The organism is Streptomyces sp. NPDC102259 (assembly GCF_044766465.1).
GTDB lineage: Bacteria > Actinomycetota > Actinomycetes > Streptomycetales > Streptomycetaceae > Streptomyces.
Genome location: NZ_JBIWMA010000022.1, coordinates 47,216 through 70,120, shown reverse-complemented (window position 1 = coordinate 70,120; position 22,905 = coordinate 47,216). Strand labels below are relative to the sequence as shown.

Sequence of the window (22,905 nt, the reverse complement as noted above, 5' to 3'; positions counted from 1 at the left end):
TCTTCTCTCGGCGTCGGTGGCCACCGCGTACCCGAGGACGGGGAGCCGACACGGGGTCCTCGCACTACTTCTCCTGCCGCCCCGGCAGGAACTCCTGCAGCTTCGCCCTGAAGCCCTGTTTGATCATGGATCCCCGGTCGGCGTCGCCCTTGAGGACCGAGGCGAGCGTGGCCTCGATCTGCTCCCAGGTGGCGTGCGGCGGGACCGGCGGCACGGCCGGGTCGGTGAGGAACTCGACGACCGCGGGGCCGTCAGCCTCCAGGGCCGCCCGCCAGCCCGGCTCCACGTCCTGCGGCGTCTCCACCCGCACCCCGGTCAGCCCCAGGGAGCGGGCGAACGCCGCGTACGGCACGTCCGGCAGCTCCTGCGAGGGCAGGAACGACGGGGCGCCGCCCATGGCGCGCATCTCCCACGTCACCTGGTTCAGATCGCGGTTGTTCCACACCGCCACCACCAGCCGCGGGTCGGACCAGCGGTCCTTGTACTTGGCGGCCGTGATCAGCTCCGCGAGCCCGTTCATCTGCATCGCCCCGTCCCCCACCAGCGCGATCACCGGCCGGTCCGGGTGGGCGAACTTCGCGCCGATCGCGTACGGCACACCGCAGCCCATCGTCGCCAGCGTGCCGGAGAGGGAGCCGCGCATGCCGGGGCGCAGCGCGAGGTGGCGGGCGTACCAGTTCGCCACCGAGCCCGAGTCCGAGGTGACCATCGCGTCGGGCGGGAGCAGCGGGGACAGCGCGCGGGCCACGTACTCCGGGTTGATCGGGTCGGCCGACAGCCGCGCCCGCCGGTCCAGCACGTCGTCCCAGCGCCGTACGTTGTCACAAACGGTTTCGAACCATTCCCGGCCGCGTTCCTCGCCCCTGATCATCGGGATCAGTCGGCGCAGGGTCTCGCGGGCGTCGCCGACGAGGTTCACCTCGTACGGGTAGCGCATCCCGATCATGTGCGCATCGACGTCGATCTGCACGCCCCGCGCCTTGCCGAACTCGGGCAGGAACTGTGTGTACGGGAAGGACGAGCCGATCGTCAGCAGGGTGTCGCAGTCGCGCATCAGCTCGTAGGACGGCCGGGTGCCGAGCAGGCCGATCGAGCCGGTGACGTAGGGGAGTTCGTCGCTCAGGACGTCCTTGCCGAGCAGCGCCTTCGCGACGCCCGCGCCGAGCAGTCCGGCGATCCGCTCCACCTCGGTCCGGGCCCCGGCGGCGCCCTGGCCGATCAGGATCGCCACCTTGTCGCCGGAGTTGAGGATGTCGGCGGCCCGCTCCAGGGACTCCTGCGACGGGACCGTCGTCCCACCGCTCAGGCCGAGACTGGAGGGCACCATCTTGAACTCGTGGGTGGGCGCCGCGTAGTCGAGCTCCTGCACGTCCCCGGGGATGATGACCGCGGTCGGGCAGCGGCGGGCGTAAGCGGTGCGGATCGCCCGGTCCAGGACGTTCGGCAACTGCTCGGGGACCGTCACCGTCTCCACGAACTCCGAGGCGACGTCCTTGAACAGCGAGTGCAGGTCCACCTCCTGCTGGTACGAGCCGCCCATCGCCGAGCGGTGCGTCTGGCCGACGATCGCGAGGACCGGCACATGGTCGAGCTTCGCGTCGTACAGGCCGTTGAGCAGGTGGATCGCGCCCGGCCCCGAGGTCGCCACGCACACCCCGAGGCGGCCGCTGAACTTGGCGTAGCCGACCGCCTGGAACGCGGACATCTCCTCGTGCCGCGACTGGACGAAACGCGGCTCGTCCCCGGCCCGCCCCCAGGCGGCGAGCAGGCCGTTGATGCCGTCGCCGGGATAGCCGAAGACCTGCTCCACCCCCCACTCCCGCAGGCGCTGAAGGACGTGGTCCGAGACCTTGACGCTCATGGGAAGTGACCTCCTGGGCAGGGGACATGGACACGGCGTGAAGGCCGTGTCGCGGTCCGGGTGACCCCCGGAGCCGCCGGAAAACCTGGGCGGGTGTTTGGAGGGGGGAGTCCGGGGCAGGCGCGTCACAGTGCTTCGGACCGGAGGCACGTCCGTGGGAGGGCGCGATCGCGCGACCCCGGCGGCCCGGTTCGGGCCGCTGTCGCGCCTCCCCGGTGACCGGCCAGCCCGAAGCACTGTCGAGGGAGTTGCCTCACCCCATGCCGAACCGAGCGAACACCAAGCGCCGTCCGCACGACGACGCCCCCGACACCGCCGACGCCTTCCGCAGGCTCGCCACCCTGCCCCCGGGGCCCCAGCGCGACACGCTCCGCTCCCAGATCGTGGAGGCCTGGCTGCCCATGGCCGACCGCCTCGCCGGCCGCTTTCGCAGCCGCGGCGAGGCCTTCGACGACCTGCGTCAGGTCGCCGCCCTCGGCCTGGTGAAGGCCGTCGACCGTTACGACCCGGAACTCGGAAACGCTTTCGAGAGCTACGCCGTCCCCACGGTCACCGGTGAGATCAAGCGGCACTTCCGCGACCACATGTGGACCCTGCACGTGCCGCGCCGGGTCCAGGAACTGCGCAACCGGGTGCGCTTCGCCGGCCAGGAGCTGGCCCAGACCGTCTCCGGGCGGCGGCCCACCGTCGCCGAGATCGCCGAGCGCGCGCAGCTGAGCGAGGAGGACGTCCGCACCGGGATGGAGGCGCTGGAGAGCTTCACCGCGCTGTCGCTGGACGCGGAGCTGCCGGGCAGCCAGGACGGCTACTCGCTGAGCGACGTGCTGGGGGCGGCGGACCCGGCGCTGGGCACGGTCGTCGACCGGGAGGCCGTCCGGGACCGGCTCGCCGCGCTGCCCGAGCGGGAGCGGGCGATCTTGTACATGAGGTTCTTCGAGGACATGACGCAGAGCCGGATCGCGGAGCGGCTGGGCATCTCGCAGATGCATGTGTCCCGGCTGATCAACCGCTGCTGCAATCGGTTGCGGGAACAGGTCCTGAACGACGCGGCGTAGCAGCCGCCGGCCGACGCGCGCAGGAGCCGGCGGTCACCCGGTCGGCGGCCTGTGTCCCGCCAATGGCGTCCGGCCGCGCGCGGGCGGCGGGCCCTCGGGCTCTGATGGCTGTGGGGCGGCAACGCCCCGCCCGCAGCCGTCGGCCGAAGGAACCGTCCCATGCGTCGCACCGCTCACCTCCTCTCCGCCCTCGCCGTGGTCGGCGCCGCTCTGGTCGCCGCAGCTCCGGCGGCGTTCGCGGACCCGGCGGCGGAGGTCAGCCCGGGCAGCGTCGCCCCGGGCGGCAGCGTCACCGTGTCCGTCTCCTGCGGTCCCCTCGGCACCACCGCGCCCGAGAGCCTCGACGCCACCTCGCAGGCCTTCGCCGAGGGCACCGTCAAACTGAGCAAGGTCCCGGGCGCGGACGGCGCGCAGTCCGGGTCCGCCTATCGGGGCACCGCCCGCATCGCGCCCGCCGCCGACCTCGAGGTGAGCCCGGAGGCGGTGGGGCCCGACGCGGCCTGGACCGTCGACGGCACCTGCCCGGCGGCGCCCGGCGGACAGGGCAAGCCGTGGAGCGCGACCCTGGACGTCGCGCGGGGCGTACCGCAGCCGTGCGGGTCGGCGGCCGTCGCGTCCTGCGCCACCGGCCGGCCGTGTCCGCAGGACCAGGGCGCCTCCACGGCGCACACCGACGCCTGCCGGACCGTCCAGCCGTGCGCCCCGCCCGAGCCCCAGCCCCGCGCCGCCCCGTCGCACCAGGCCGACTGCGCCCCCGCCACCGTCGAGCACGGCGTTCAGGCCGGTGAGGGCGGCGCCTTCACCGATTCCGTTCCCGCGCTCGCCGCCGGTGGCCTGCTGATCGCCGGCGCGCTCGGCGCCGCAGTGCACCGGCTGCGCCGCCGGGACCCCGAGGGCGGCGTCTGACCCGCCGCGGAGCCGGTCCGTCCGCGCTGTGACCGGCGCAACGCGCGGGGGCCGCCATGGGGCGCGGTCCCACGGGGTACTCAGAGCGCAGGGGCACGATCGGCCTCGTACGAGCGTCCGGCCCCGCAGGGCCGCCGGGCCCCGCGCGGGACGCGACGCCCCGCCCGGCCCACGACGACGTCCGACGGCCGGGCACGGCACCGCGCCCCGGGCGCACACCGGGCACGGCACCAGGACCAGGCAGGGCACCAGGGACGGACTGCGCGGAGGACGACATGCGGCGCACGGAAGCCGAGGACCACGGGCCCGTCCGCTACGGCCCGCCGCTGCCCTCGGACGGCCTGCCGGTGCTGCCGGAGCTCGTCTCGGTGCTCGCCGAGGCCGCCGGCCGCGCCGACGCCGAGCCGGTCGGCGGCGGCCCCGCCCTGCTCGACGCCGCCCGCGGCTACTGGGAGCGCCGCGGTGCCCCCGCCGAGCCGGGACGCGTCGTGGCCGGGCCCGGCGCCCCCGCCCTGCTGCTGGCGCTGACCGCCGCCCTGGGCGGCGACGTCCTGGTACCCCGGCCCTGCGCGGCCTGGTGGGCGCCGTACGCGCGCCTGTTGGGAAGGCCCGTCTTCCATGTGGCGACGCCCGCCGAGTGCGGCGGCGTCCCGGACCCCTACGCCCTGCTGGAGACGGTGCGCCGGGTGCGCGCCGAGGGCGGCGACCCGCGGCTGCTGGTGCTGTCCGTCGCCGACGACCCCACCGCGACCGTCGCGCCGCCCGAGGTGCTGCACGAGGCGGTGGAGGCCGCCGCGGGCGAGGGGCTGCACCTGGTCAGCGACGAGACCTGGCGCGACACCCTGCACACGCCGCAGGACACCGTGCTGGTCAGCCCCGCCGAGATGCTCCCGGAGCAGGTCACGGTCGTCAGCGATCTCGCCGGCGCGCTGCTGCCCACCGGCTGGCCCGCGGCCGTCGCCCGGTTCCCCGCCTCGGCCACCGGCGACGACCTGCACGCGCGCGTGCTCGACGTCCTCACCGCGCTCGGCGCGCGGGTGGCCGCTCCGGTCGCCGCCGCGGCCGGGTACGCGCTGGCCGAGCCCGAGCCGGTCACCGCGCGCGTCGCCGCCGCCGTACGCCTGCACGCGCGCGTGGCGGACGCCGTGCACGCCACCGTGGTCGCCGCGGGCGGCCTCGCCCTGCCGCCCCGGGCCGGCCGTCATCTGTACGTCGATCTCGGGCCGCTGCGCACCGCGCTCACCGCGTACGGCGTCGGCGACGCACAGGACCTGGAGGACTTCCTCGCCGCCCGGCTCGGGATGCCCGCGCCGGGCGGACACCGCTTCGGGGACGAGCTCGGCGCACTGCGCGTCCGGCTGTCCACCGGCATGCTGCTGGACGGTACGGACGCCCAGCGCGCGGCATGCCTCACGTCCCCCGCGCCGTTGGAACTGCCGCACGTGCAACGCGCGTTGATGCTCTTGAGGTCGGTCTTCGACGATCTCCGTGACGACGCTCAGCGATGGGAGCCTCCTCGATGACGCAGCAGTCCGAGTCGACCACCACCGGCACGGTGACCACGCAGGACGCCGACGCCCCGACCCCCCTGTCCCCGCTCGCACGCCCCGCCCCGCCGCTCGCCGAGCCCCGCCCCCTGGGGGAGCGACGGGTGTGGCCGCGGACCTTCCACGACCGGCTGACCTCGCCGCTGCCCGGCCTCAAGGCCCTCGCCCGGTTCGCCCGCGAAGGCTCCGTGCGGCCCGGCAGGGACGGACTCGCCGACATTCCCCGGCTGCCCTTCGCGCCCGCCCCGCTGCCCCGGGTGGACGCCCGTACCGTCGCCGTCTCCTGGGCGGGGCACGCCAGTTGGGTGGTGAGCGTCGGCGGCCTCACCGTGCTGACCGACCCGGTCTGGTCCCGTCGCATCCTCGGCACCCCGGCCCGGATCACCCCCGTCGGCGTCCCCTGGGAGGCGCTCCCGCGCGTCGACGCCGTCGTCATCAGCCACAACCACTACGACCACCTCGACGCCCCCACGCTGCGCCGACTCCCGCGCGACACGCCCGTGTTCGTGCCGGCCGGGCTCGGACGCTGGTTCCAGCGCCGCCGGTTCACCCGGGTCACCGAGCTGGACTGGTGGGAAGCGGCCGAACTCCGCGGCGTCCGCTTCGACTTCGTGCCGTCCCACCACTGGTCCAAGCGCTCCCTCACCGACACCTGTCACTCCCTCTGGGGCGGCTGGGTGCTCACCGCCCCCGACGGACAGCGCGTCTACTTCGCCGGGGACACCGGCTACGGCCACTGGTTCTCCCGCATCGGACAGCGCTACCCCGACATCGACCTCGCCCTGCTGCCCATCGGCGCCTACGACCCCCGCTGGTGGCTCAGTGACGTCCACTGCGACCCGGAGGAGGCGGTCCGCGCCACCCTCGACCTCGGGGCACGACGGATGGCCCCGATGCACTGGGGCACCTTCGTGCTGTCCGCCGAGCCGGTCCTGGAGCCCCTCACGCGCGTGCGTGCGGCCTGGGAGAAGGCGGGGCTGGACCGGGACGACCTGTGGGACCTGCCGGTGGGAGGCGCACGGGTGCTGGAGTAGTACGGGTACCGGAGCAGTACGGGTACGGGAGTAGTACGGGTACGGGAGTGGCGGTCCGGGTCCAACGCGCCACGGTCGCCCGTCCGTTGAAGCCTCCGGTCCGGCACGGCGGCCGGGGCTAGGCGGTCCTGGTTCCCCGGGCGCGGCGCCACAGGCTCGGGGCGGCGCCGATCACCACGGTCAGCGCGACCGCGGCGACCACGCCCTCCCAGGGCTCGGGGAACAGCGAACCGCCGAGTATCCCGATCAGCTGGTAGGTCAGCGTCCAGGCCAGACACGCCGGGAGATTGCCCCGCACGAAGCGGCGCAGCGGCCACTTCGCCATCAGACAGGCCAGCATCACCGGTATCCGGCCCGCCGGCACCAGCCGGGACAGCACCAGCACGGCCGTGCCGTGGTGGGCGAGCTTGTCCTGCGCCTGCTCCAGCCGCTCCTCGGGCGCCCGTGAGCGGATCGCCTCCAGCCAGCGCGAGCCGTTCTTCGACCGCATCCCGCGCCGCCCCAGCCAGTACAGCGTCGCGTCCCCGCAGAACGCCGCGAGCGACGCCGTCAGGAACACCATCGCCAGCGCGAACGGCACCGTCTGATGGACGGCGACCGCCGCCGCCGTACTCACCAGCGCCCCCGTCGGCACCACCGGCACCAGCGCCCCGATCAGCACCAGCAGGAACAACGACGGATAGCCGAGAGCCTGTTGCGTGGCCTCGGTCGGCACGACCGTCACGGTCGCGGCGAGCCACCATTTCACCGGAAGACCTCCGGGCGCACGCTCTCCCCGTGCCCGAGGCGGTGCACCGCCACGCCCGGCGCACGGTCCGCCGCGAGCCGTACGAACTCCTCGCCGGGAGCGTGGAATTCATGGGGGCGCACGGCGTCCATGCCGATCGGCCAGTACGTGCCGTAGTGCACCGGCACCGCGATGCGCGGCGCCAGCCGGACCAGCGCCTCGGCCGCGCGCCCGGCGTCCAGGTGCCCTTCGCCGAGATACGGCCCCCAGCCGCCCACCGGCAGCAGCGCCACGTCGACCGGACCGACCTCCTCGGCCATGGCGTCGAACAGGCCGGTGTCCCCGGCGAAGTACGTCCGGGCCTCGCCCTCGACGACGTACCCGAGCGCGGGGGAGTGGTGCCGTCCGACCGGCAGCCGCCGCCCGTCGTGGTGCGCGGGCACGGCCCGTATCCGCACGTCGCCGACGGTGGTCTCGTCCCCCGGCGCCATCTCGCTCAGCCGCAGATGCCGCAGGCGGCGCAGCCCGGGGACGGCGCGCGGCGCGCCCCGGGGCACCAGCAGGCGCGTGCCCGGCGCGAGGCGCGCCAGCGAGGGCACGTGCAGATGGTCGGCGTGCAGGTGGGAGACGAGCGCCACGTCCGCGCGCCAGGCGCCGGGCGGGGGCAGCGCGCCCCGGCGGCGGCGCAGATGCGCGAGGCGGCGCGCGAACAGGGGATCGGTGAGCACACGTACGTCCGAATCCTCGACCGTGCAGGTGGCGTGCCCCCACCACGTGATCTCCACCGCCACCTCTTTGCCTCCTTCGCGCGACTCCCCGAAGCCTACGGGCAGGAGTAGGGTCGGCGGCGAAACCCGGAGGTGAGGGGGACGCCATGGGACCGGTGCGGGTCATGCGGGTCACGGCGATCGCGAGTCTGACGCCGCTCGAGGAACTGGACGACGATCCCTTCCTGGTCGATTCCCGCAGCCAGCACGCGATGTGCGCGCGGTGGGCCGCGGAGCGCGGTTACGTCGTCGGCCGGGAACTGCTGGTCCGCGGGCTGCGCGCCGACCACTGCGTGCTGTGGGACGGGGTCCGGGCTGGCGTCGACCTGTTCGTCGCGCCGAGCCACCGGGTCCTCGAGAGCGCGCTGTCGTCCGTGGAGGAGTTCTCCGCGGAGTGCGCCCGGCGCGGCGTGCGGGTGGAGACGGTCGGCAGCGCCGAGCCCGCCTACGACGCGCAGATGAAGGCCCGGGTGCACCGGAGGCTGTCGATGCCGACGGCCGGCTACGACGGGCGATAGCCGGGGGACGGCCGGGCGATAGCCGGGGGACGGCCGGGCGATAGTCGGGGGACGGCCGGGGGACAGCCGGGGGATGGCCTTCACCGCGGTGTGACAGGGTGGAGGGCGGCCCCCGCGGGCGTCGGGGCCGGAACGTGAGGTGTACGGGGCGTGCGTGGGGTGCGTTGGCGGCGGGCCGCCAGTCAGATCGGGCGGAGCGTCGCGGTGTGGGCCGTCTCCACGCTCACGATGCTGGTGCTCGCGGGCATCCTGCCCGACTTCCGGCTCCAGTCCGCCGACGGGGACAGCGCCACCACCATAGCCAGGACCGCCGCCGTCGGCGCCGGGGTGTTCGGGGTGCTGTCGGCCCTGGTCTGGCCGCTGCTGGTGCGTCTGCTGCTGCTCGTACCCGCGCTGGTCCTCGGTCTGCTGGTGTTCTTCCTCAACGGCTCGCTGCTGCTGCTCGCCCTGCGTCTGAACCCCTCCGGGCAGAGCGAGGTGGCCCCCGAGACCGCCGTGATCGTCGCCGCCGTGATGTCCGCCGTCGCCTCCGCGACGGGCGGCGCCCTGGCCGTACGCGACGACGACGCCTACCGCCGCCGCCTGTACCGGCTCGCCGACCGCCGGCGAAGAGGCGGCGCCGCCTGCCCCGCCACGCCGGGCACCGTCTTCCTCCAGCTCGACGGCGTCGGCCACGACGTGCTGGCCGCTGCGGTGCGCAAGGGACTGGTGCCGACCGTCGCCAGATGGCTGGGCAGCGCCCCCGACCAGGACCGCGCGCAGAGCCGCGCGGCGAGCGCCGCCCCCCGCCCCAGCCACCGGCTCATCCCCTGGCACACCGACTGGTCCAGTCAGACCGGCGCCAGCCAGCTCGGCATCCTGCACGGCAGCAACCACGACGTGCCCGCCTTCCGCTGGTACGAGAAGGACACCGGGGAGGTAATGGTCTGCAACCGCCCCACCAGCGCCGCCGAACTCCAGCGCCGCGCGGTCGAACGCACCGGCGACGGCGGGCTGCTCTCCGCCGACGGCGCCAGCCGCGGCAACCTCTTCAGCGGCGGCGCCGACGAGCAGGCCCTCGTGCTGTCCATCGCCACCCGCCGGCGCAGCCGGGAGACGCGGTCCCGGGCCGGCTACTTCGCCTACTTCTCCGACCCGGCCAACGCCGTGCGCACCGCCCTGTCGTTCGTCGCCGAGGTCGTCCGCGAGACGGTCCAGTCCACCCGCGCCCGGCTGCGCAGGGAACGCCCACGCGTCGGACGCGGCGGCCTCTACCCGCTGGTCCGCGCCTTCGCGACGGTCGTCGAACGCGACGTCGTGGTGGCCGCCGTGACCGGCGACATGCTCGCCGGCCGCACCGCCGTCTACGCCGACCTGGTGGCGTACGACGAGGTCGCGCACCACTCCGGGCCGCTCGGCCGGGACACCGAGCAGGTCCTCGGCCGCCTCGACCGGGCGCTCGCGCTGCTCGAGAACGTGGCCGAGCACGCACCCCGCCCCTACCGGATCGTCGTGCTGTCCGACCACGGTCAGAGCCCCGGCGAAACGTTCCACGCCCGCTACGGCCTCACCCTCAACAATCTGGTGCGGGCCGGCTGCGGGCTGCCCGTGCCGCGCAGGGCCGAACGCACCCACAGCGGCGCCGAGGCACGGGCGGCCGTCCGCGCGGCGCTGCGCCGGCCCGTCGAGGAGGGCGGCGAACGCCACCACCCGTCCGGCCGCCGCTCGGAACCGATCGTGCTGGCCTCGGGCAACCTCGGCCTGATCTCCTTCCCGGACGTCCCGCACCGGATGAGCAAGGAGGAGATCGACGCCCGCCACCCCGCCCTGCTGACCACCCTCGCCAACCACGCCGGCATCGGGTTCCTCCTCGTCCGCAGCGAGGAGCACGGCGGGGTCGTCCTCGGCGCGTACGGCGCGGAGATACCGCTGGACCGACTCGACCGGACACCGGGCCCGCTGGCCGCCTTCGGGCCCGGCGCCGCCGACGCCGTACGCCGCACCCACTCCTTCCCGCACACCGCCGACATCATGGTCAACTCCTTCCACGACCCGGCCGACGGCGAGGTCCTCGCCTTCGAGGAGCAGATCGGCTCCCACGGCGGCCTCGGCGGCGCCCAGGCCAGACCGTTCCTGCTGTCCCCGCTGGCGCTGTCCGCGGCCGTCCAGGACGACGAGGAGCTGACCGGCGCGGAGCACGTGCACCGCGTCCTGCGCCGCTGGCTGCGCGAGTCCGACGGGCCCCAGGTGCCGCTCGAGACGGCGCCGGAGGAGCGCGCCGCCTGAAAATCGGCTGCGCCGCGGGAGCCGTACGCACACACTGTCCGTACCGGTCCGGTCGTCCGGATCCCGCGCGCTCGCGCCCCTTCCACATCCCTTGAGGAGCCTCTGTCTTGCAGGCTGCCGTCACCGTCACGCCCTCCCGTATCCCCGAACTGCTCCTCGGCCTCGCCACCGTGCGGCCGGTGTTCCTCTGGGGCGCCCCCGGCATCGGAAAGTCCTCCCTGGTCAGGGACTTCGCCGAGTCGCTGGGACTGGAGTGCGTGAGCCTGCTCGGCACCCAGCTCGCGCCCGAGGACCTGATCGGCGTCCCCCAGATCCGGGACGGACGGTCGGTGTTCTGCCCGCCGGAGGCCATCGCCCGTGACGAGCCGTACTGCCTGTTCCTGGACGAGCTCAACGCGGCGACGCCCGACGTCCAGAAGGCGTTCTACTCCCTCATCCTCGACCGGCGGATCGGTAACTACGAGCTCCCCAAGGGCTCGATCGTCATCGGCGCCGGGAACCGGGCCACGGACAACGCGCTCGCCCGGCCCATCGCCTCCGCGCTCGTCAACCGCCTCACCCACGTCCACCTCGAGGCGTCCGCGAAGGACTGGCTGAAGTGGGCCGCGGGCAACGACATCCACCCGTGGATCCTCGACCACCTCACCGACCGGCCCGACCACCTGTGGTCCAAGCCGCCGAAAACCGAGGAACCGTTTTCCACCCCCCGCTCCTGGCACATGCTCTCCGACGCGCTGCATTCCTTCGGGCCCGACCTCGACGAGGACACCCTCACGGTGCTCGCGCACGGCACGCTGACGCCCGCGCACGCCACCGCCTTCCGCGGCTACGTCAAGATCGTGCGCAGCCGGTACGGCATCGAGGCCATCCTCAAGGGCGAGGCCCCCTGGCCGCGCCGCGTCGAGGACCGCGACCTGCTCTACTACCTCGCCGACTCGTTCCGCGGCCGGCTCGTCAAGGAACTCCCCGCCGTCAGGGAGCACATGTCGCCGAAGGGCCGGCAGACCGCCTACCGCGCCAAGTCGCTGCTCGTACAGCTCGCCGAGATCTCCGTCGAGGTCGCCCAGACCGTCATCGCCTCCGACGCCGACGGCAACCCGGTGCTGCCCGCCTGGTTCCTGGTCGAGGCGGCCCGGGACATGCCCCGCCTGGTGGAGGCGCGCCGGTGAAGCGGGAGGACCGCGACAAGAAGAAGCGGGACCTCGCCGCGGAGGCGTTCGAGGCCGGGAGGCTGGCGCTGCGCGGCAACCCGGCGCTGGCCGCCGTCGACTTCGACATCTGCCGCCGCGAGGAGTGCACCATGGCCCCCCGCGACGGACTCGTCCGCGTCGACTCCAACGGCACCCTGCACGCCCATCCCACCCGGATCGCCGATCCCGCCGCCTGGGCCTGGTCCCTCGCGCACGCCGCCCTCCATCTCGGCTTCGGACACCTCCCGGCGTCCCCGACCGAGCGCGCTCAGCCCGACCGGTACGACCTCGCCGCGCGCTGCATGGTCGTCAACCGTTTTCTGCTGACGTTTCCGGTCGGCCGCGCCCCCGACGAGCTGCCGCCGTCGTACCCGGGCGGTGACGAGGAGCAGCTCTCCGCCCGCTGGCGGCGCACCGGGATCCCGGCCGCCTACGAGCACTGCGGCACCGCGGGGACGGCCGCCGACCAGGTGCTCGTGCGGTGGACCTGGTCCGGGCGCCCGATGCCGGACTGGCCGCTGGCCTTCGCCACCGCCCTGACCCGGACCGTGTCCGCCGCGATGGACATGGCGGGCGGCCGCCGCGAGTCCCTCACCGGCCAGGTGACCCCCCTGCGTCCCTGGGAGCGGGCGCTGAGCTGGTTCGTCTCGTCCTACCCGCTGCTCGGCGGCCTGGCGGCCGGCATCAAGCTCGTCGCCGACGCCGAACTCGCCCGCGCGCACGGCATCTCGATCGCCGCCGTGAACGCGGAGGCGGGCGAGATCTACATCAACCCGCTGCGCCGCTACGACGACGAGGAGTGGCGCTTCGTCCTCGCCCACGAGATGCTGCACGCCGCCCTGCGTCACGGCGACCGCTGCGGCACCCGCGACCCCTACCTCTTCAACGTCGCCTGCGACTACGTCGTCAACGGCTGGCTGCGCGAGATGCAGGTCGGCACCATGCCCGAAGGGCTGCTGTACGACGCCGAACTGGCAGGCCTGTCCGCCGAGGAGGTCTACGACCGCATCACCGTGGACCTGCGCCGGATGCGACGCCTGGCCACCCTGCGCGGCAAGGGCCTCGGCGACATTCTCGGCGCCCCGCTCGGGCCGTCCCGCGACTACGTCGACCTCGACGGCTTCTACCGCCGCGGTCTCGCCCAGGGCCTCGACCTGCACCAGCGCCAGGAACGCGGTTTCCTGCCCGGCGGGTTGGTGGAGGAGATCCGCGCGCTCAGCCACCCGCCGCTGCCCTGGGACGCCCGACTGGCGCGCTGGTTCGACGAGTTCGTGCAGCGCCCCGAGCCGGTGCGGACCTACGCCCGGCCCGCGCGCCGACAGGCCTCCACTCCCGACATCCCGCGCGCCGGCCGCTGGTTCCCGCCCGAGGAGATAGCCCGCTGCACCTTCGGCGTCGTCCTGGACACCTCCGGCTCCATGGACCGCACCCTGCTCGGCAAGGCGCTCGGCGCCATCGCCTCGTACGCCGAGGCCCGCGACGTCCCGGCCGCCCGGGTCGTGTTCTGCGACGCGGCCGCGCACGACGCGGGCTATCTGCCGGTCGCCGAGATCGCCGGCCGGGTCCGCGTGCACGGCCGCGGCGGCACGGTCCTCCAGCCCGGCATCGACCTGCTGCACCGCGCCGACGACTTCCCGCCGGGCGCGCCGCTGCTCGTGATCACCGACGGCTGGTGCGATGTGCTGCGCGTACGGCGTGAGCACGCGTACCTGATCCCGCAGGGTCGTCGACTGCCGTTCACCGCGCGGGGGCCGGTGTTCCGGGTGCGGTGACGCGGAGTGTGATCGGATGGGGCACGGAAACCCGTGCAACGGAATCCCGTGTGACGGGACCCCCTGCAGAACCCCATGCGAAAGGAAGAACCGTGGCTACCACGCGCTCCGCACACACGGTCTGGGAAGGCAACCTGCTCGAGGGCAACGGGGTCGTGACCTTCGACTCCTCCGGCATCGGTCAGCAGCCGGTGTCGTGGCCGTCGCGCGCCGAGCAGGCGAACGGCAAGACCAGCCCGGAGGAGCTGATCGCCGCCGCCCACTCCAGCTGCTTCTCCATGGCGCTGTCGCACGGCCTGGCCGGCGCCGGCACCCCGCCCACCAAGCTGGTCACGTCCGCGGACGTCACCTTCCAGCCGGGAGAGGGCATCACCGGCATCCACCTGACCGTGGAGGGCACCGTCCCCGGCCTCGACGACGACGCGTTCGCCGCCGCCGCCGAGGACGCGAAGAAGAACTGCCCGGTCAGCCAGGCGCTCACCGGCACGACCATCACCCTGTCGGCCAAGCTCGCCTGAGTCCGCCGCGTCGGGTCCGGGGCGCGGGAGCCGCACGCGGCCCCCGTGCCCCGTCGTGCCGTCCGGCCCTCGCCGGGCCGGGCCGCCCCGGCTCAGACGAGTCCCGTCAGCCCCCTGATCGCGGACTGCGCCCACTCCTGCGCCCCGACCGCCGTCCCGGCCGCGAGGCCGGTCGCGACGGGCGCCAGGGCTCCCTTGAGCATGGTCACCGAGCGGCGGAGCCTGCCCGGCTCGGCCGACTCCGGGCCGGTGATCTCCGCGAGGACCTCCTGGGCGGCGCTCTCGGCGTCCTCGCGCTCCCGGTCGCCGAGACCGGCCGCGGGCAGCTGCCGGAGCAGCTCGGTCACCAGCGTGGCGAGCGCCTCGTGCTCCGGGGCGACCGTGCTGTTGAGCTGCTGGTTCTGGGTGACCGTCTCGTTGTTCCAGGCGAACTGGGAGCCCGACACGGCCCCTTGGAACACCGGTCCGTCGTAGTGGTGCTCCTGCTGCGGGTCGTTCATCGGCCGGCTCCGTCCTGATCGCTCTCGCTGGTCTCGTTGGCCTGGTTGCTCTGCTGCTGGATGACGTTGGTGTTGTTCCACGCCAACTGGGCGCTGTGGACCGCCTCGACGAAGACCGGGCCGTGGTAGTGGTTGACGATCGTCGGCGGCGGGGCCGGCTCGGTGATCTCCCGGACCGGCAGCGACGACCGGAGCGAGTCCAGCTTGACGCGGCCGTTGTGCTGCACGGCCACCGCGGTCGTCCCGGTCACGGCGCAGCCCGCGAGCCGCCCGCCGCACGCGTCGTCGCAGCGCACGCCCGTGGCCGCACAGTCCTCGAACCGGCTGTCGGCGACGTCCAGATACGCGGAGCCCGTCCCGCACAGGCCGTACGACTCCGCACCGGTGACGGTGAGGTTCCTCGCGACGAGCCGCGCCGTGCCGAACGCCAGGGCCCCACCGGTGCTGACGGCCGAGACCTCGCAGTCGTGCACATGCAGCTGCGCCTCCTCACCGGCGCCGAACCCCAGCAGCCCGCGCTGCGCCGACACGCCTCGCAGCGTCACCCGGGACTGACCGACCGCGGCCACGGCCGCCATGTCGAAGTCGCGGATCCTGGCGTCGGTGAGCTCGGCCGTCGTGCCGCCGTTGCCCCGCGTCTCCAGGCCGAACGGGCAGCGCTCGACGGTGACCTGCTCGAACTCGGCCTTGCTCTCGTCCCAGACCCGCAGCGCGACGCCGGTCAGATCGTGCACGTCGACGCGGGTGAAGTGGCCTCGGGCCTTGTCGGTGACGGCGATGCCGACATTGCCCGCCGAGACGCGGCAGCCGGTCACCCGCGGGGCGCCGCCCCGGGTCGACAGCACGCCGACGTTGCCCGCGCCGGTGATCTCACAGTCCTCGAACGTGCCACGGCCCGAGTCCTGGACGTGGATGCCGGTGTCGCGGCAGTCGGCGAACACACAGCCGCGCACCGACGGGTCGGCGCCGCTCGCCACCAGGATCCCGTTCTCGGCGTCGGTGACGCGGGTGCCCCGCACGGAGCCCCGGGACTGCTCGACGAAGGCCAGGCCCGCCAGGTGCGTGGCGACGACCGTGCACCCCTCGACGGTCAGCTCCGCCCGGGTGTCCGCCATGACGGCCGCCTTCTCAGCGCCGGTGACCTCGCACCCGACGAGGTGGGCCCAGGCGTCGCTGACGCGTACGCCGTGGATCCGGCTGCCGTCGAACCGGCTGTCCCGGACCAGCACCCGGGCGTTCTCGATCACCGCGACCGCGTTGTCGGCGGCGTCGACGAACCGGCACCGCTCGATCTGCCCGGCGGCACCGGCGAAGACGGTCCGGCCGTAGCGGAACTCACTGTCCTTCAGCGCCACGGAGGTGCCCGGCCGGGCGTGAACACAGACCCCGTTGTGCGCCCGGATCGCCACCCGGTCCAGGGTGAGGGTCCCCGCGTGGCAGTCGACGACGCCGGCATCGGCGTTCCGGCCGACCAGCGCCAGACCGCGGACCACGACCGACCCCGAGGCGTCGAGCACGGTGCCCCCGGGAGCGCTCACCACCACCGAGCCGGCGTCACCGAGCGCGGCCAGCTCGATCTCGCCCTGGACGGTGAGCCGTTCCTCGTAGCGGCCGGGAGTGATCTCCACCCGGGCGGCCCGGCCCCGGGCGCTCGCGGCGCGCAGCGCGGACCCGATGTCGGGGTGGGTGCCACGACCCCCGTGCGGCGCGACCAGGTACCTCTTGACCATGCCCGCTTCCCCCGCAGCGCCCGCCCGTGACGAACCGTCGACTCCCGGTCACCGATGCTACCGGAGGGGGCGGTGGCGCCGGGGGTGCGGTCAGTGGCCTTCACCGGACCTCCCACCGGCCGGGGACGTGCCCCGCCACCGGCTCAGGGCTTGCGGGCGACTCCCGCGTACACCGGCACGATGCCCTCCGCCTGGACCGCCACGTCCTCCGGCTCCGGACGCCAGCCGGACACCGGGATCACACCCGGCCCGAGCAGCTCCAGACCCTCGAAGAAACGGGCGAACTCCGCCAGGGAACGCGGGTAGAAAGGGGTTCCACTGCGCCGGAAGCTCTCCGCGGCCTTCTCGATGGCCGCGGGGTTCAGGTCGGGGGTGACCTGGGAGAGGATCAGCCAGCTGCCCGGCGCGAGCGCGGCGACGTACTTCTTCAACAGGCCGTGCACGTCGTCGCCCGCCGGGTCGTCGCTCAGGTAGTGCGTGAGCGCCACCAGCGACAGCGCGACCGGTTGGGTGAGGTCCAGGGTGTCGGCGGCCCGGTGCAGCAGCGTGTCGAGGTCGCGGACATCGGCGTGCGCGTACCGGGTGGTGCCCTCCGCCGAACCGTGCAGCAGCGCCTCCGCGTGCCGCAGCACGATCGGGTCGTTGTCCGCGTACACGACCCTGGACTCAGGGGCCACGCCCTGCGCCACCTGGTGCAGGTTGGGTTGGGTGGGGATCCCGGTGCCGATGTCGAGGAACTGGCGTATCCCGGCCTCGGCGGCCGTGCGGACGGCCCGCTGCATGAACCGGCGGTTGGCCCGCGCCCCGCGCAGCACCGTGCCGTCCACGGCGAGGATCCTGCGGGCCAGCTCCTCGTCCACGGGGTAGTTGTCCTTGCCGCCCAGCCACCAGTCGTACACGCGGGCCGGATGCGGCCTGCTGGTGTCGATGCGGGCGGGTGCCTGCTCGGCCTCGGATCCGGTCATGCGGGTCTCGCCTCCAGGAGCGTCAGGGGGTCAGGGTCGGAAGTCGGAAGTGGGAACTCAGGCGACGGAAGTCACGGGTCGGAAGCCAGGAGTCGGAAGTCAGGCGTCAGGGAGAAGTCCAGGTGGCGGGGCGTGCTCACAGGCTTGCGCGAGCGTCCCGCAGGATCTTCTTGGTGTGCTGCGCGGACGCGGCGTGCGTCGTCATGTGGTCGAGGACCTCCAGGTGCCCGGAGACCTCCTTGCGGTCGTCGAGGTACAGAGCGCCGGTCAGGTACTCCGTGACGACCATGTCGGGCAGCTCGGGCTCGGCGAAACGGAACAGGGAGAAGGGCGCGGACGTACCCGGATGCGGGCCGGCCGCGAACTCGGAGACCTGCAAGGTGATCCGGTCGCGCTCGGCGAACTCCATCAGCCTGTCCAGCTGTTCGGACATGACGGCGGCGTCCACGCTCACCGGGCGACGCAGCACCGTCTCGTCCATCACCACCCACAGATGCGGCGGGTCGCCGGCCTCCAGCAGCCGCTGGCGGGCGAGGCGCAGCGCCACATGCCGCTCGATCGACTCCGGGGTCGTCTGCCCGACCGTCCCGGCCTCCAGCACGGCGCGCGCGTAGGCCTCCGTCTGGAGCAGCCCGGGCACGAAGTGCGGTTCGTACGAGCGGATCAGCCGGGCCGCGCCCTCCAGGCTCACGTACAGGCTGAACCACTCCGGCAGCACGTCGTGGTAGCGCTGCCACCAGCCGGGCCGGTTCGCCTCCTCGGTGAGCGAGACGAACGCCTCGGCCTCCTCGTCGCCGACGCCGTAGGTCTCCAACAGCACCTGCACATAGGGAACCTTCAGCGCGACGTCGGCCGTCTCCATGCGTCGCACGGTCGCCGGGGCCACACGCAGGGCGCGGGCCGCCTCCTCGCGGCCGAGGCCCGCCGCCTCACGCAACTCCTGCAGCCGCCGGCCCAGTACCACCTGGCCCACCGTGGGTGCGGGCCGTCGCTCACTCACCCCACGTCTCCCCTACGCGTCGCACGCGGGTCAGTGTGCCACGTTCGGGCTTCGTTGCCACAGGAACGGAGTCGAACGTTCATCTGAAAACGTCGGCCGGCCGGTCATCAGCCGATCAGCGAGTGCAGGTACTTGACCGTGGCCGGATCCGCCGGGAGGAACGTCTCGACGGCCAGCTCGGCGACCGTCACGTCCATGGGGGTGTTGAACGTGGAGACGGACGAGATGAAGGAGAGCACCCGCCCCTCGTGCTCGATCAGCATCGGCAGCGCGAAGTGCGGCACGGGCTCCTCCGGTTCGTCCGCTACCCCGCCCTCCGTCGCCCGCCCGCCTTCCGCCATCGGATACGCGGCGACCTCCTCGTACAACTCCCGCAGCGGCGCCGAGCGGTACAGGGCGATCTGCCGTTCCATCTGCGCGAGCAGATGACCGCGCCACTCACGCAGGTTGCGGATACGCGGGGCCAGACCCTGCGGGTGGAGGGTGAGACGCATCGCGTTGAGCGGGGGCGCGAGCAACGACTCCGGGACGCCGTCCAGCAGCATCGTGATCCCCCGGTTGGCCGCCACCACGTCGTACCGCGCGTCCATCACCAGCGCCGGATACGGCTCGTAGCCCTGGAGCAGCCGCTCCAGACCCGCGCGCAGCGCGTCCAGCGCCGGGTCGTCCAGCGGGGTCTGCGGGTAGCGCGGCGCGTAACCGGCCGCCAGGAGCAGCGCGTTGCGCTCACGCACCGGCACCTCCAGGTGCTCGGCCAGCCGCAGCACCATGTCCTCGCTGGGCCGGGACCGGCCCGTCTCGACGAAGCTGATGTGCCGGGCCGAGGAGTCGGCGCGCAGTGCCAGCTCCAGCTGACTCATCCGCCGCCGCTCCCGCCAGACCCGCAACAGCGGGCCGGCGCCCCGGTCGGCGGGGGCGGCGACAGCGGCGTTCGTACCGGTCGGGACAATGCTCATACGCACGACCGTAGTTGAGGAGCGCTTGGATGAACGACCGGCGGAAGTCTTCCCTGGAGTCGACGGCGGTGTACCGCGCCCGGGTGCGGGGCTGCCTCCTCGGCGGGGCGCTCGGCGACGCCCTCGGCTACGCGGTCGAGTTCTCCTCCCTCGACCAGATCCGCGCGGCCCACGGACCCAGGGGCCTCACCCGGCTCGTGCCCGACGGCGAGGGTGTGATCGGCCGCGTCAGCGACGACACCCAGATGACCCTGTTCACCGTCGAGGGCCTCCGTACGGCGGCCAGGAGGGCCCGGCTCAAGGGGATCGACGGGGCGGAGACCGCCCTGGTGCGCCAGGCGTACGGGCGCTGGCTCGAGACCCAGCAGCGGCCGGGGCCGGCCGAGGGAGTCGAGGGCGGCCTCCTCGCCGAGCGCTGGCTGTACGCCCGCCGCGCCCCCGGAAACGCCTGCCTGTCCGGGCTCGCCCAGAGCCACGTTCCCGACCCGTGGGCCGAGCTGAGCGGGGCGCCCGGGCCGGTCAACCCCGGCTCCAAGGGCTGCGGCACCGTGATGCGCTCGGCGCCCTTCGGCCTCGCCCACCCGTCCGCCGACATCGCCTTCGGCATGGCAGCCCGCTGCGCGCAGACGACCCACGGCCACCCGACCGGCTACTACGCGGCCGGAGCGCTGGCCGCGATCGTGGCGTACCTGACGCAAGGGGAGTCCGTCGAGGGCGCCACGCTGCGCGCCCTGCGGCTGCTCGGCCGCCACCCGGGCCACGAGGAGACCTCCGCCGCCCTGAACCAGGCCCTCGATCTGGCCGCCGAGCGCGATCCGAGCCCCGAGAAGGTGGAGCGGCTGGGCGCCGGCTGGGTCGCCGAGGAGGCCCTCGCCATCGCGGTCTACGCGGCACTGGCCACGCACCGGGTGGAGGACGCCCTGCTCCTGTCCGTGAACCACTCCGGCGACAGCGACTCCACGGGATCCGTCTGCGGCAACATCCTGGGCGCGCTGCACGGCGACGTCGGGCTGCCGCACGAGTGGCTGGAGCAGGTGGAGGGCCGTGCCGTGATCGCCGCGCTGGCCGACGACCTGGCGGCCGAGTGCCTCCGCGACTGAACCGGGAGCCGCCCTTGTGACCAGGGTCGTCGCGGCTTTCCTGTGGCACGCTGGACAGGTACGCGACATCAGGAAGGGAGCCGTGCCATGGCCGTGGAACCGCTGTCGCAGAAGGAGATCGAGGACCGTCTGACCGACTTGCCCGGCTGGTCCCTGGACGGCGACCGCCTCACCCGCGCCTACCGGCTCGACTCCCATTTCGCCGCGGCCTCCCTGGTCGTCCATGTCGCGCGCATCCAGGACGAGCTCGATCACCACTCCGAGCTCACTCTCGGCTACCACACGGTGTCCCTCGCCGTGAACACCCACAGCGCCGGCGGCTCCGTCACCGACCTCGACGTCGAACTCGCCCGCCGGGTGGAGGCCGTGGCCCCCGCCCACGGAGCGAGTTGACCGGCGCTCACCCGAGCCGACCCGCACTGATCCGTGCTGACCTCGCGCTGACCCGCCCTGACTCGTCCGACGGACGGAGCGGACGGTACGGACGGTACGGGCAGGGCGGCACGGTAGAGGCGGTGCGGTAAAGGCGGGCGCGGGACCGTACGGGCCGGGCGGAGCGGGTACGAGCAAGGGTGCGGCGGTCGACGAACGGGGAGCGCGGGTGCTGGACTACGACGAGGAAGCCGAACGCTACGACGCCTGGCGCGGCGGCGAGCCCAGGGCGGCGGCCGCCGCGGAGGGCGTCCTCGGTCTCGTACCGGACCGGGCGCGCAGCCTGCTCGACGTGGCCTGCGGCACGGGCATCGTCACCCGGCGTCTCGCGGCCGGGCGGCCCGGCCTGCGGGTGACGGGGCTCGACCGGGCGCCCGCCATGGTCAGACACGCGGCCGACCGGATGCCCGGAACGGTCGTCCTCGCCGACGGCCGCCGACTCCCCTTCAGGGACGGGGAGTTCGACGCCGTGACCAGCGTGTGGCTGTTGCACCTCGTCGAGGACGCCGGGGACGCGCGGCGGATCGTCGCCGAGTGCGCCCGGGTGTTACGGCCCGGCGGGACGTACGTCACCACGGTCGACAAGGGCGCCTCGCACAACGTGGGCAGCGACATCGATGTCGTGCTGGCCTCGCGCCCGCAACGGCCGGCCTCCGACACCGCGGCGCTGGTGGCGTCGTACGCCGTCGAAGCCGGCCTGGTCCCAGCCGGGCAGGCCCGTTTCACCGGGCGGGGGCAGGGCCGCAGCCCGCGCCGGGCCATCGCGGACCTGCGCCGCGGCTGGTTCGTCACCCTGCCGCCCGGTCACCCCCGGGCCGACGAGTTCGCCGACCGTCTCGCGGCCCTGCCCGACCAGGACCGGCCCCGCCCGGACCCCGCGTTCACCCTGAGAGCGTTTCGGAAACCACTTCCGGGTCCGCTTCCGGACGGGAAACCGCTTCCGGGCCCGTTTCCGGACCGGTAACCGCTTTCGGGCGGGGAACCGCTTCCCGGTCCGTTCCCGGACGAGTGAAGTCCATGATCCAGTTGGTCAGCCAGGTCTCCCCGCCGTCCAGCGAGAAGGCCTGCTCCCAGCGGGCGGAGGTGTCGCTCACCCCCGACCAGACGAACCGGGCCCGCACGTCCTTGCCGTCGTGCGTGTCGTCGCCGTAGAACTCGCCGCGGTCACGGCGGCCGTCGTGTTGTTCGTCGGCGTCGCCGAAGCCCCCGATCACCGGTGGGAAGAGCCTCCCGCTCCGGCTGGACGACCAGTTCAGCGACCACCGGCCGCTCTCCGGGTCGAAGAGTCTCAGCGTCAGCCCCTTCGTGCCGAGGTGCGGCATGTCGATCTCGTCGATGTTCGCGGCCCCGTCGAACAGCGGCCGGCAGCGGGCCGTGGACGGGAACTCCTCCCAGTCGCTGTCGGGGTCGAGGAACGCGGTGCGCCGACGGTGGTGGACCTCCCACGCACCGTGCAGGAAGTCGAAGTCGTGCGGGCTGCTCATGAGCGGTCTCCCGTCGTTCCCTCGGTCAGGGAATCCGTCAAGTAGGCGTCGAGATCGGGGACTTCGGGTGCACGGCGGGCAAGTAGGTGCCGTACCCACGCGTCCCGTTCGTGCAGGATCGGCGGCAGTTCCCAGACGCAGCCGATCCAGGGCCGGTCGGTCGTGACGAAGTGGCTCGGGTCGTCGTCCGGGCAGTCGAGCACCGGCTGGCCCGCGGCCGCGCCCCGGAAGTGCAGGACGTTGTCCCACACCCAGCTGTAGGCGTTGAGGTAGGCGCCGTCGTCGCCGCCCCGGTGCAGCACGACGAAGGTGGCGGGCGGTGTCCCGTCCGGCGCCGGCAGCAGTTCGGGAAGGATCGCGTACGCCGCACTCTGCACCTCGGGTGCGATGCCCGCCGGGTCGGAGGTGACGTGGTAACGCTTGATCCACCGTCCCGCCATCTCGATCGGCGGGTGCACGGTCAGCAGCTTCTCCGCGAACGGGGGCGTGGCGGAGGGGGAGAGGGAGGGAGAGGGGGAGGGGGCGGAGGAACGATGATCGTGGGAAACAGAGGTCATGGGCAGGACGCTAGGCCCGCT

At 73.7% G+C, this 22,905-nt stretch carries 20 protein-coding genes and 2 pseudogenes; 12 read left to right on the top strand and 10 right to left on the bottom strand.

Annotated features, from left to right (window positions below):
* Positions 1-64: 64 nt before the first annotated feature.
* The gene (locus ACIRPU_RS35090) at positions 65-1,861 is read right to left on the bottom strand and encodes a thiamine pyrophosphate-requiring protein (RefSeq protein ID WP_403874651.1); all 1,797 of its coding nucleotides are present in this window, start codon (positions 1,859-1,861) and stop codon (positions 65-67) included.
* Between the two features lie 260 nt (positions 1,862-2,121).
* Here ACIRPU_RS35090 and ACIRPU_RS35085 point away from each other — a divergent pair, with 260 nt between their 5' ends.
* From ACIRPU_RS35085 to ACIRPU_RS35070, 4 genes are all read left to right on the top strand, one after another.
* A complete protein-coding gene (locus ACIRPU_RS35085) occupies positions 2,122-2,916 on the top strand; it encodes an RNA polymerase sigma factor SigF (protein WP_403874649.1) in 795 nt (264 codons plus the stop codon).
* Between the two features lie 159 nt (positions 2,917-3,075).
* The gene (locus tag ACIRPU_RS35080; RefSeq protein ID WP_403874647.1) at positions 3,076-3,822 is read left to right on the top strand and encodes a hypothetical protein; all 747 of its coding nucleotides are present in this window, start codon (positions 3,076-3,078) and stop codon (positions 3,820-3,822) included.
* A 275-nt stretch (positions 3,823-4,097) separates the two neighbouring features.
* Complete coding sequence (locus ACIRPU_RS35075) at positions 4,098-5,345, top strand: aminotransferase class I/II-fold pyridoxal phosphate-dependent enzyme (RefSeq protein WP_403874645.1); 1,248 nt, start codon at positions 4,098-4,100, stop codon at positions 5,343-5,345.
* On the top strand, positions 5,342-6,403 hold the full coding sequence (locus ACIRPU_RS35070; protein WP_403874643.1) for an MBL fold metallo-hydrolase: 1,062 nt from the start codon (positions 5,342-5,344) through the stop codon (positions 6,401-6,403). Before ACIRPU_RS35075 ends, ACIRPU_RS35070 begins: the two co-directional genes overlap by 4 nt.
* Before the next feature lie 301 nt (positions 6,404-6,704).
* On the opposite strand, the pseudogene ACIRPU_RS35065 reads toward ACIRPU_RS35070, so the two are convergent.
* Both ACIRPU_RS35065 and ACIRPU_RS35060 read right to left on the bottom strand, forming a co-directional pair.
* A pseudogene (locus tag ACIRPU_RS35065) lies at positions 6,705-6,965 on the bottom strand (DedA family protein); the annotation flags it as partial.
* Positions 6,966-7,147: 182 nt separating this feature from the next.
* A complete protein-coding gene (locus ACIRPU_RS35060; RefSeq protein WP_403874641.1) occupies positions 7,148-7,921 on the bottom strand; it encodes an MBL fold metallo-hydrolase in 774 nt (257 codons plus the stop codon).
* 83 nt (positions 7,922-8,004) lie between these two features.
* Here ACIRPU_RS35060 and ACIRPU_RS35055 point away from each other — a divergent pair, with 83 nt between their 5' ends.
* The 5 genes from ACIRPU_RS35055 (at position 8,005) to ACIRPU_RS35035 (ending at position 14,160) form a co-directional block, all read left to right on the top strand.
* A complete protein-coding gene (locus tag ACIRPU_RS35055; protein ID WP_355705846.1) occupies positions 8,005-8,415 on the top strand; it encodes a hypothetical protein in 411 nt (136 codons plus the stop codon).
* 150 nt (positions 8,416-8,565) lie between these two features.
* Entirely contained in the window at positions 8,566-10,680 is a 2,115-nt protein-coding gene (locus ACIRPU_RS35050; protein ID WP_403874638.1) for a phage holin family protein, read from the top strand.
* A 107-nt stretch (positions 10,681-10,787) separates the two neighbouring features.
* Positions 10,788-11,849, top strand: coding sequence for an ATP-binding protein (locus ACIRPU_RS35045; RefSeq protein WP_403874636.1), 1,062 nt, complete (start codon positions 10,788-10,790; stop codon positions 11,847-11,849).
* Positions 11,846-13,642 carry a hypothetical protein gene (locus tag ACIRPU_RS35040; protein ID WP_403874634.1) on the top strand — a complete coding sequence of 599 codons (1,797 nt, stop codon included), beginning with the start codon at positions 11,846-11,848 and terminating at the stop codon, positions 13,640-13,642. The genes ACIRPU_RS35045 and ACIRPU_RS35040 overlap by 4 nt, the downstream gene beginning before the upstream one ends.
* A gap of 92 nt (positions 13,643-13,734) precedes the next feature.
* Positions 13,735-14,160: an OsmC family peroxiredoxin gene (locus ACIRPU_RS35035; RefSeq protein WP_020125610.1), complete on the top strand. Its 426-nt coding sequence runs from the start codon at positions 13,735-13,737 to the stop codon at positions 14,158-14,160.
* A 92-nt stretch (positions 14,161-14,252) separates the two neighbouring features.
* On the opposite strand, the gene ACIRPU_RS35030 is transcribed toward ACIRPU_RS35035, so the two are convergent.
* The 5 genes from ACIRPU_RS35030 to ACIRPU_RS35010 all read right to left on the bottom strand — a co-directional run bounded on the left by ACIRPU_RS35030 (position 14,253) and on the right by ACIRPU_RS35010 (position 19,311).
* On the bottom strand, positions 14,253-14,660 hold the full coding sequence (locus tag ACIRPU_RS35030; RefSeq protein ID WP_384118859.1) for a hypothetical protein: 408 nt from the start codon (positions 14,658-14,660) through the stop codon (positions 14,253-14,255).
* Entirely contained in the window at positions 14,657-16,390 is a 1,734-nt protein-coding gene (locus ACIRPU_RS35025; RefSeq protein ID WP_403874631.1) for a right-handed parallel beta-helix repeat-containing protein, read from the bottom strand. Before ACIRPU_RS35025 ends, ACIRPU_RS35030 begins: the two co-directional genes overlap by 4 nt.
* Positions 16,391-16,533: 143 nt before the next feature.
* Complete coding sequence (locus ACIRPU_RS35020; RefSeq protein ID WP_403874629.1) at positions 16,534-17,355, bottom strand: SAM-dependent methyltransferase; 822 nt, start codon at positions 17,353-17,355, stop codon at positions 16,534-16,536.
* Between the two features lie 136 nt (positions 17,356-17,491).
* A complete protein-coding gene (locus tag ACIRPU_RS35015; protein WP_403874627.1) occupies positions 17,492-18,355 on the bottom strand; it encodes a helix-turn-helix domain-containing protein in 864 nt (287 codons plus the stop codon).
* Positions 18,356-18,462: 107 nt separating this feature from the next.
* Positions 18,463-19,311 carry a helix-turn-helix domain-containing protein gene (locus tag ACIRPU_RS35010; RefSeq protein ID WP_403874625.1) on the bottom strand — a complete coding sequence of 283 codons (849 nt, stop codon included), beginning with the start codon at positions 19,309-19,311 and terminating at the stop codon, positions 18,463-18,465.
* Positions 19,312-19,340: 29 nt separating this feature from the next.
* On the opposite strand from ACIRPU_RS35010, the gene ACIRPU_RS35005 reads away from it, so the two are divergent.
* The 3 genes from ACIRPU_RS35005 to ACIRPU_RS34995 all read left to right on the top strand — a co-directional run bounded on the left by ACIRPU_RS35005 (position 19,341) and on the right by ACIRPU_RS34995 (position 21,807).
* The gene (locus ACIRPU_RS35005) at positions 19,341-20,411 is read left to right on the top strand and encodes an ADP-ribosylglycohydrolase family protein (protein WP_403874623.1); all 1,071 of its coding nucleotides are present in this window, start codon (positions 19,341-19,343) and stop codon (positions 20,409-20,411) included.
* An 87-nt stretch (positions 20,412-20,498) separates the two neighbouring features.
* Positions 20,499-20,804, top strand: coding sequence for a 4a-hydroxytetrahydrobiopterin dehydratase (locus tag ACIRPU_RS35000; protein ID WP_403874621.1), 306 nt, complete (start codon positions 20,499-20,501; stop codon positions 20,802-20,804).
* A 208-nt stretch (positions 20,805-21,012) separates the two neighbouring features.
* Positions 21,013-21,807, top strand: coding sequence for a class I SAM-dependent methyltransferase (locus ACIRPU_RS34995; RefSeq protein WP_403874619.1), 795 nt, complete (start codon positions 21,013-21,015; stop codon positions 21,805-21,807).
* A 37-nt stretch (positions 21,808-21,844) separates the two neighbouring features.
* Here ACIRPU_RS34995 and ACIRPU_RS34990 read toward each other — a convergent pair.
* Together ACIRPU_RS34990 and ACIRPU_RS34985 are read right to left on the bottom strand one after the other, a co-directional pair.
* Positions 21,845-22,327, bottom strand: a pseudogene (locus ACIRPU_RS34990) (hypothetical protein); the annotation flags it as partial.
* Positions 22,324-22,767 (bottom strand): hypothetical protein, encoded by a 444-nt coding sequence (locus tag ACIRPU_RS34985; RefSeq protein WP_403874757.1) that lies wholly within the window; start codon positions 22,765-22,767, stop codon positions 22,324-22,326. The gene ACIRPU_RS34985 and the pseudogene ACIRPU_RS34990, both read right to left, overlap by 4 nt.
* Positions 22,768-22,905 lie beyond the last annotated feature (138 nt).

Excerpts from the sequence above, each read along its gene's own strand:
- ACIRPU_RS35090 (WP_403874651.1), bottom strand. The coding sequence starts at position 1,861 with ATGAGCGTCAAGGTCTCGGACCACGTCCTTCAGCGCCTGCGGGAGTGG.
- ACIRPU_RS35085 (WP_403874649.1), top strand. The coding sequence starts at position 2,122 with ATGCCGAACCGAGCGAACACCAAGCGCCGTCCGCACGACGACGCCCCC.
- ACIRPU_RS35080 (WP_403874647.1), top strand. The coding sequence starts at position 3,076 with ATGCGTCGCACCGCTCACCTCCTCTCCGCCCTCGCCGTGGTCGGCGCC.
- ACIRPU_RS35075 (WP_403874645.1), top strand. The coding sequence starts at position 4,098 with ATGCGGCGCACGGAAGCCGAGGACCACGGGCCCGTCCGCTACGGCCCG.
- ACIRPU_RS35070 (WP_403874643.1), top strand. The coding sequence starts at position 5,342 with ATGACGCAGCAGTCCGAGTCGACCACCACCGGCACGGTGACCACGCAG.
- ACIRPU_RS35055 (WP_355705846.1), top strand. The coding sequence starts at position 8,005 with ATGGGACCGGTGCGGGTCATGCGGGTCACGGCGATCGCGAGTCTGACG.
- ACIRPU_RS35030 (WP_384118859.1), bottom strand. The coding sequence starts at position 14,660 with ATGAACGACCCGCAGCAGGAGCACCACTACGACGGACCGGTGTTCCAA.
- ACIRPU_RS35025 (WP_403874631.1), bottom strand. The coding sequence starts at position 16,390 with ATGGTCAAGAGGTACCTGGTCGCGCCGCACGGGGGTCGTGGCACCCAC.
- ACIRPU_RS35020 (WP_403874629.1), bottom strand. The coding sequence starts at position 17,355 with ATGACCGGATCCGAGGCCGAGCAGGCACCCGCCCGCATCGACACCAGC.
- ACIRPU_RS35010 (WP_403874625.1), bottom strand. The coding sequence starts at position 19,311 with ATGAGCATTGTCCCGACCGGTACGAACGCCGCTGTCGCCGCCCCCGCC.
- ACIRPU_RS35005 (WP_403874623.1), top strand. The coding sequence starts at position 19,341 with ATGAACGACCGGCGGAAGTCTTCCCTGGAGTCGACGGCGGTGTACCGC.
- ACIRPU_RS35000 (WP_403874621.1), top strand. The coding sequence starts at position 20,499 with ATGGCCGTGGAACCGCTGTCGCAGAAGGAGATCGAGGACCGTCTGACC.
- ACIRPU_RS34985 (WP_403874757.1), bottom strand. The coding sequence starts at position 22,767 with ATGGCGGGACGGTGGATCAAGCGTTACCACGTCACCTCCGACCCGGCG.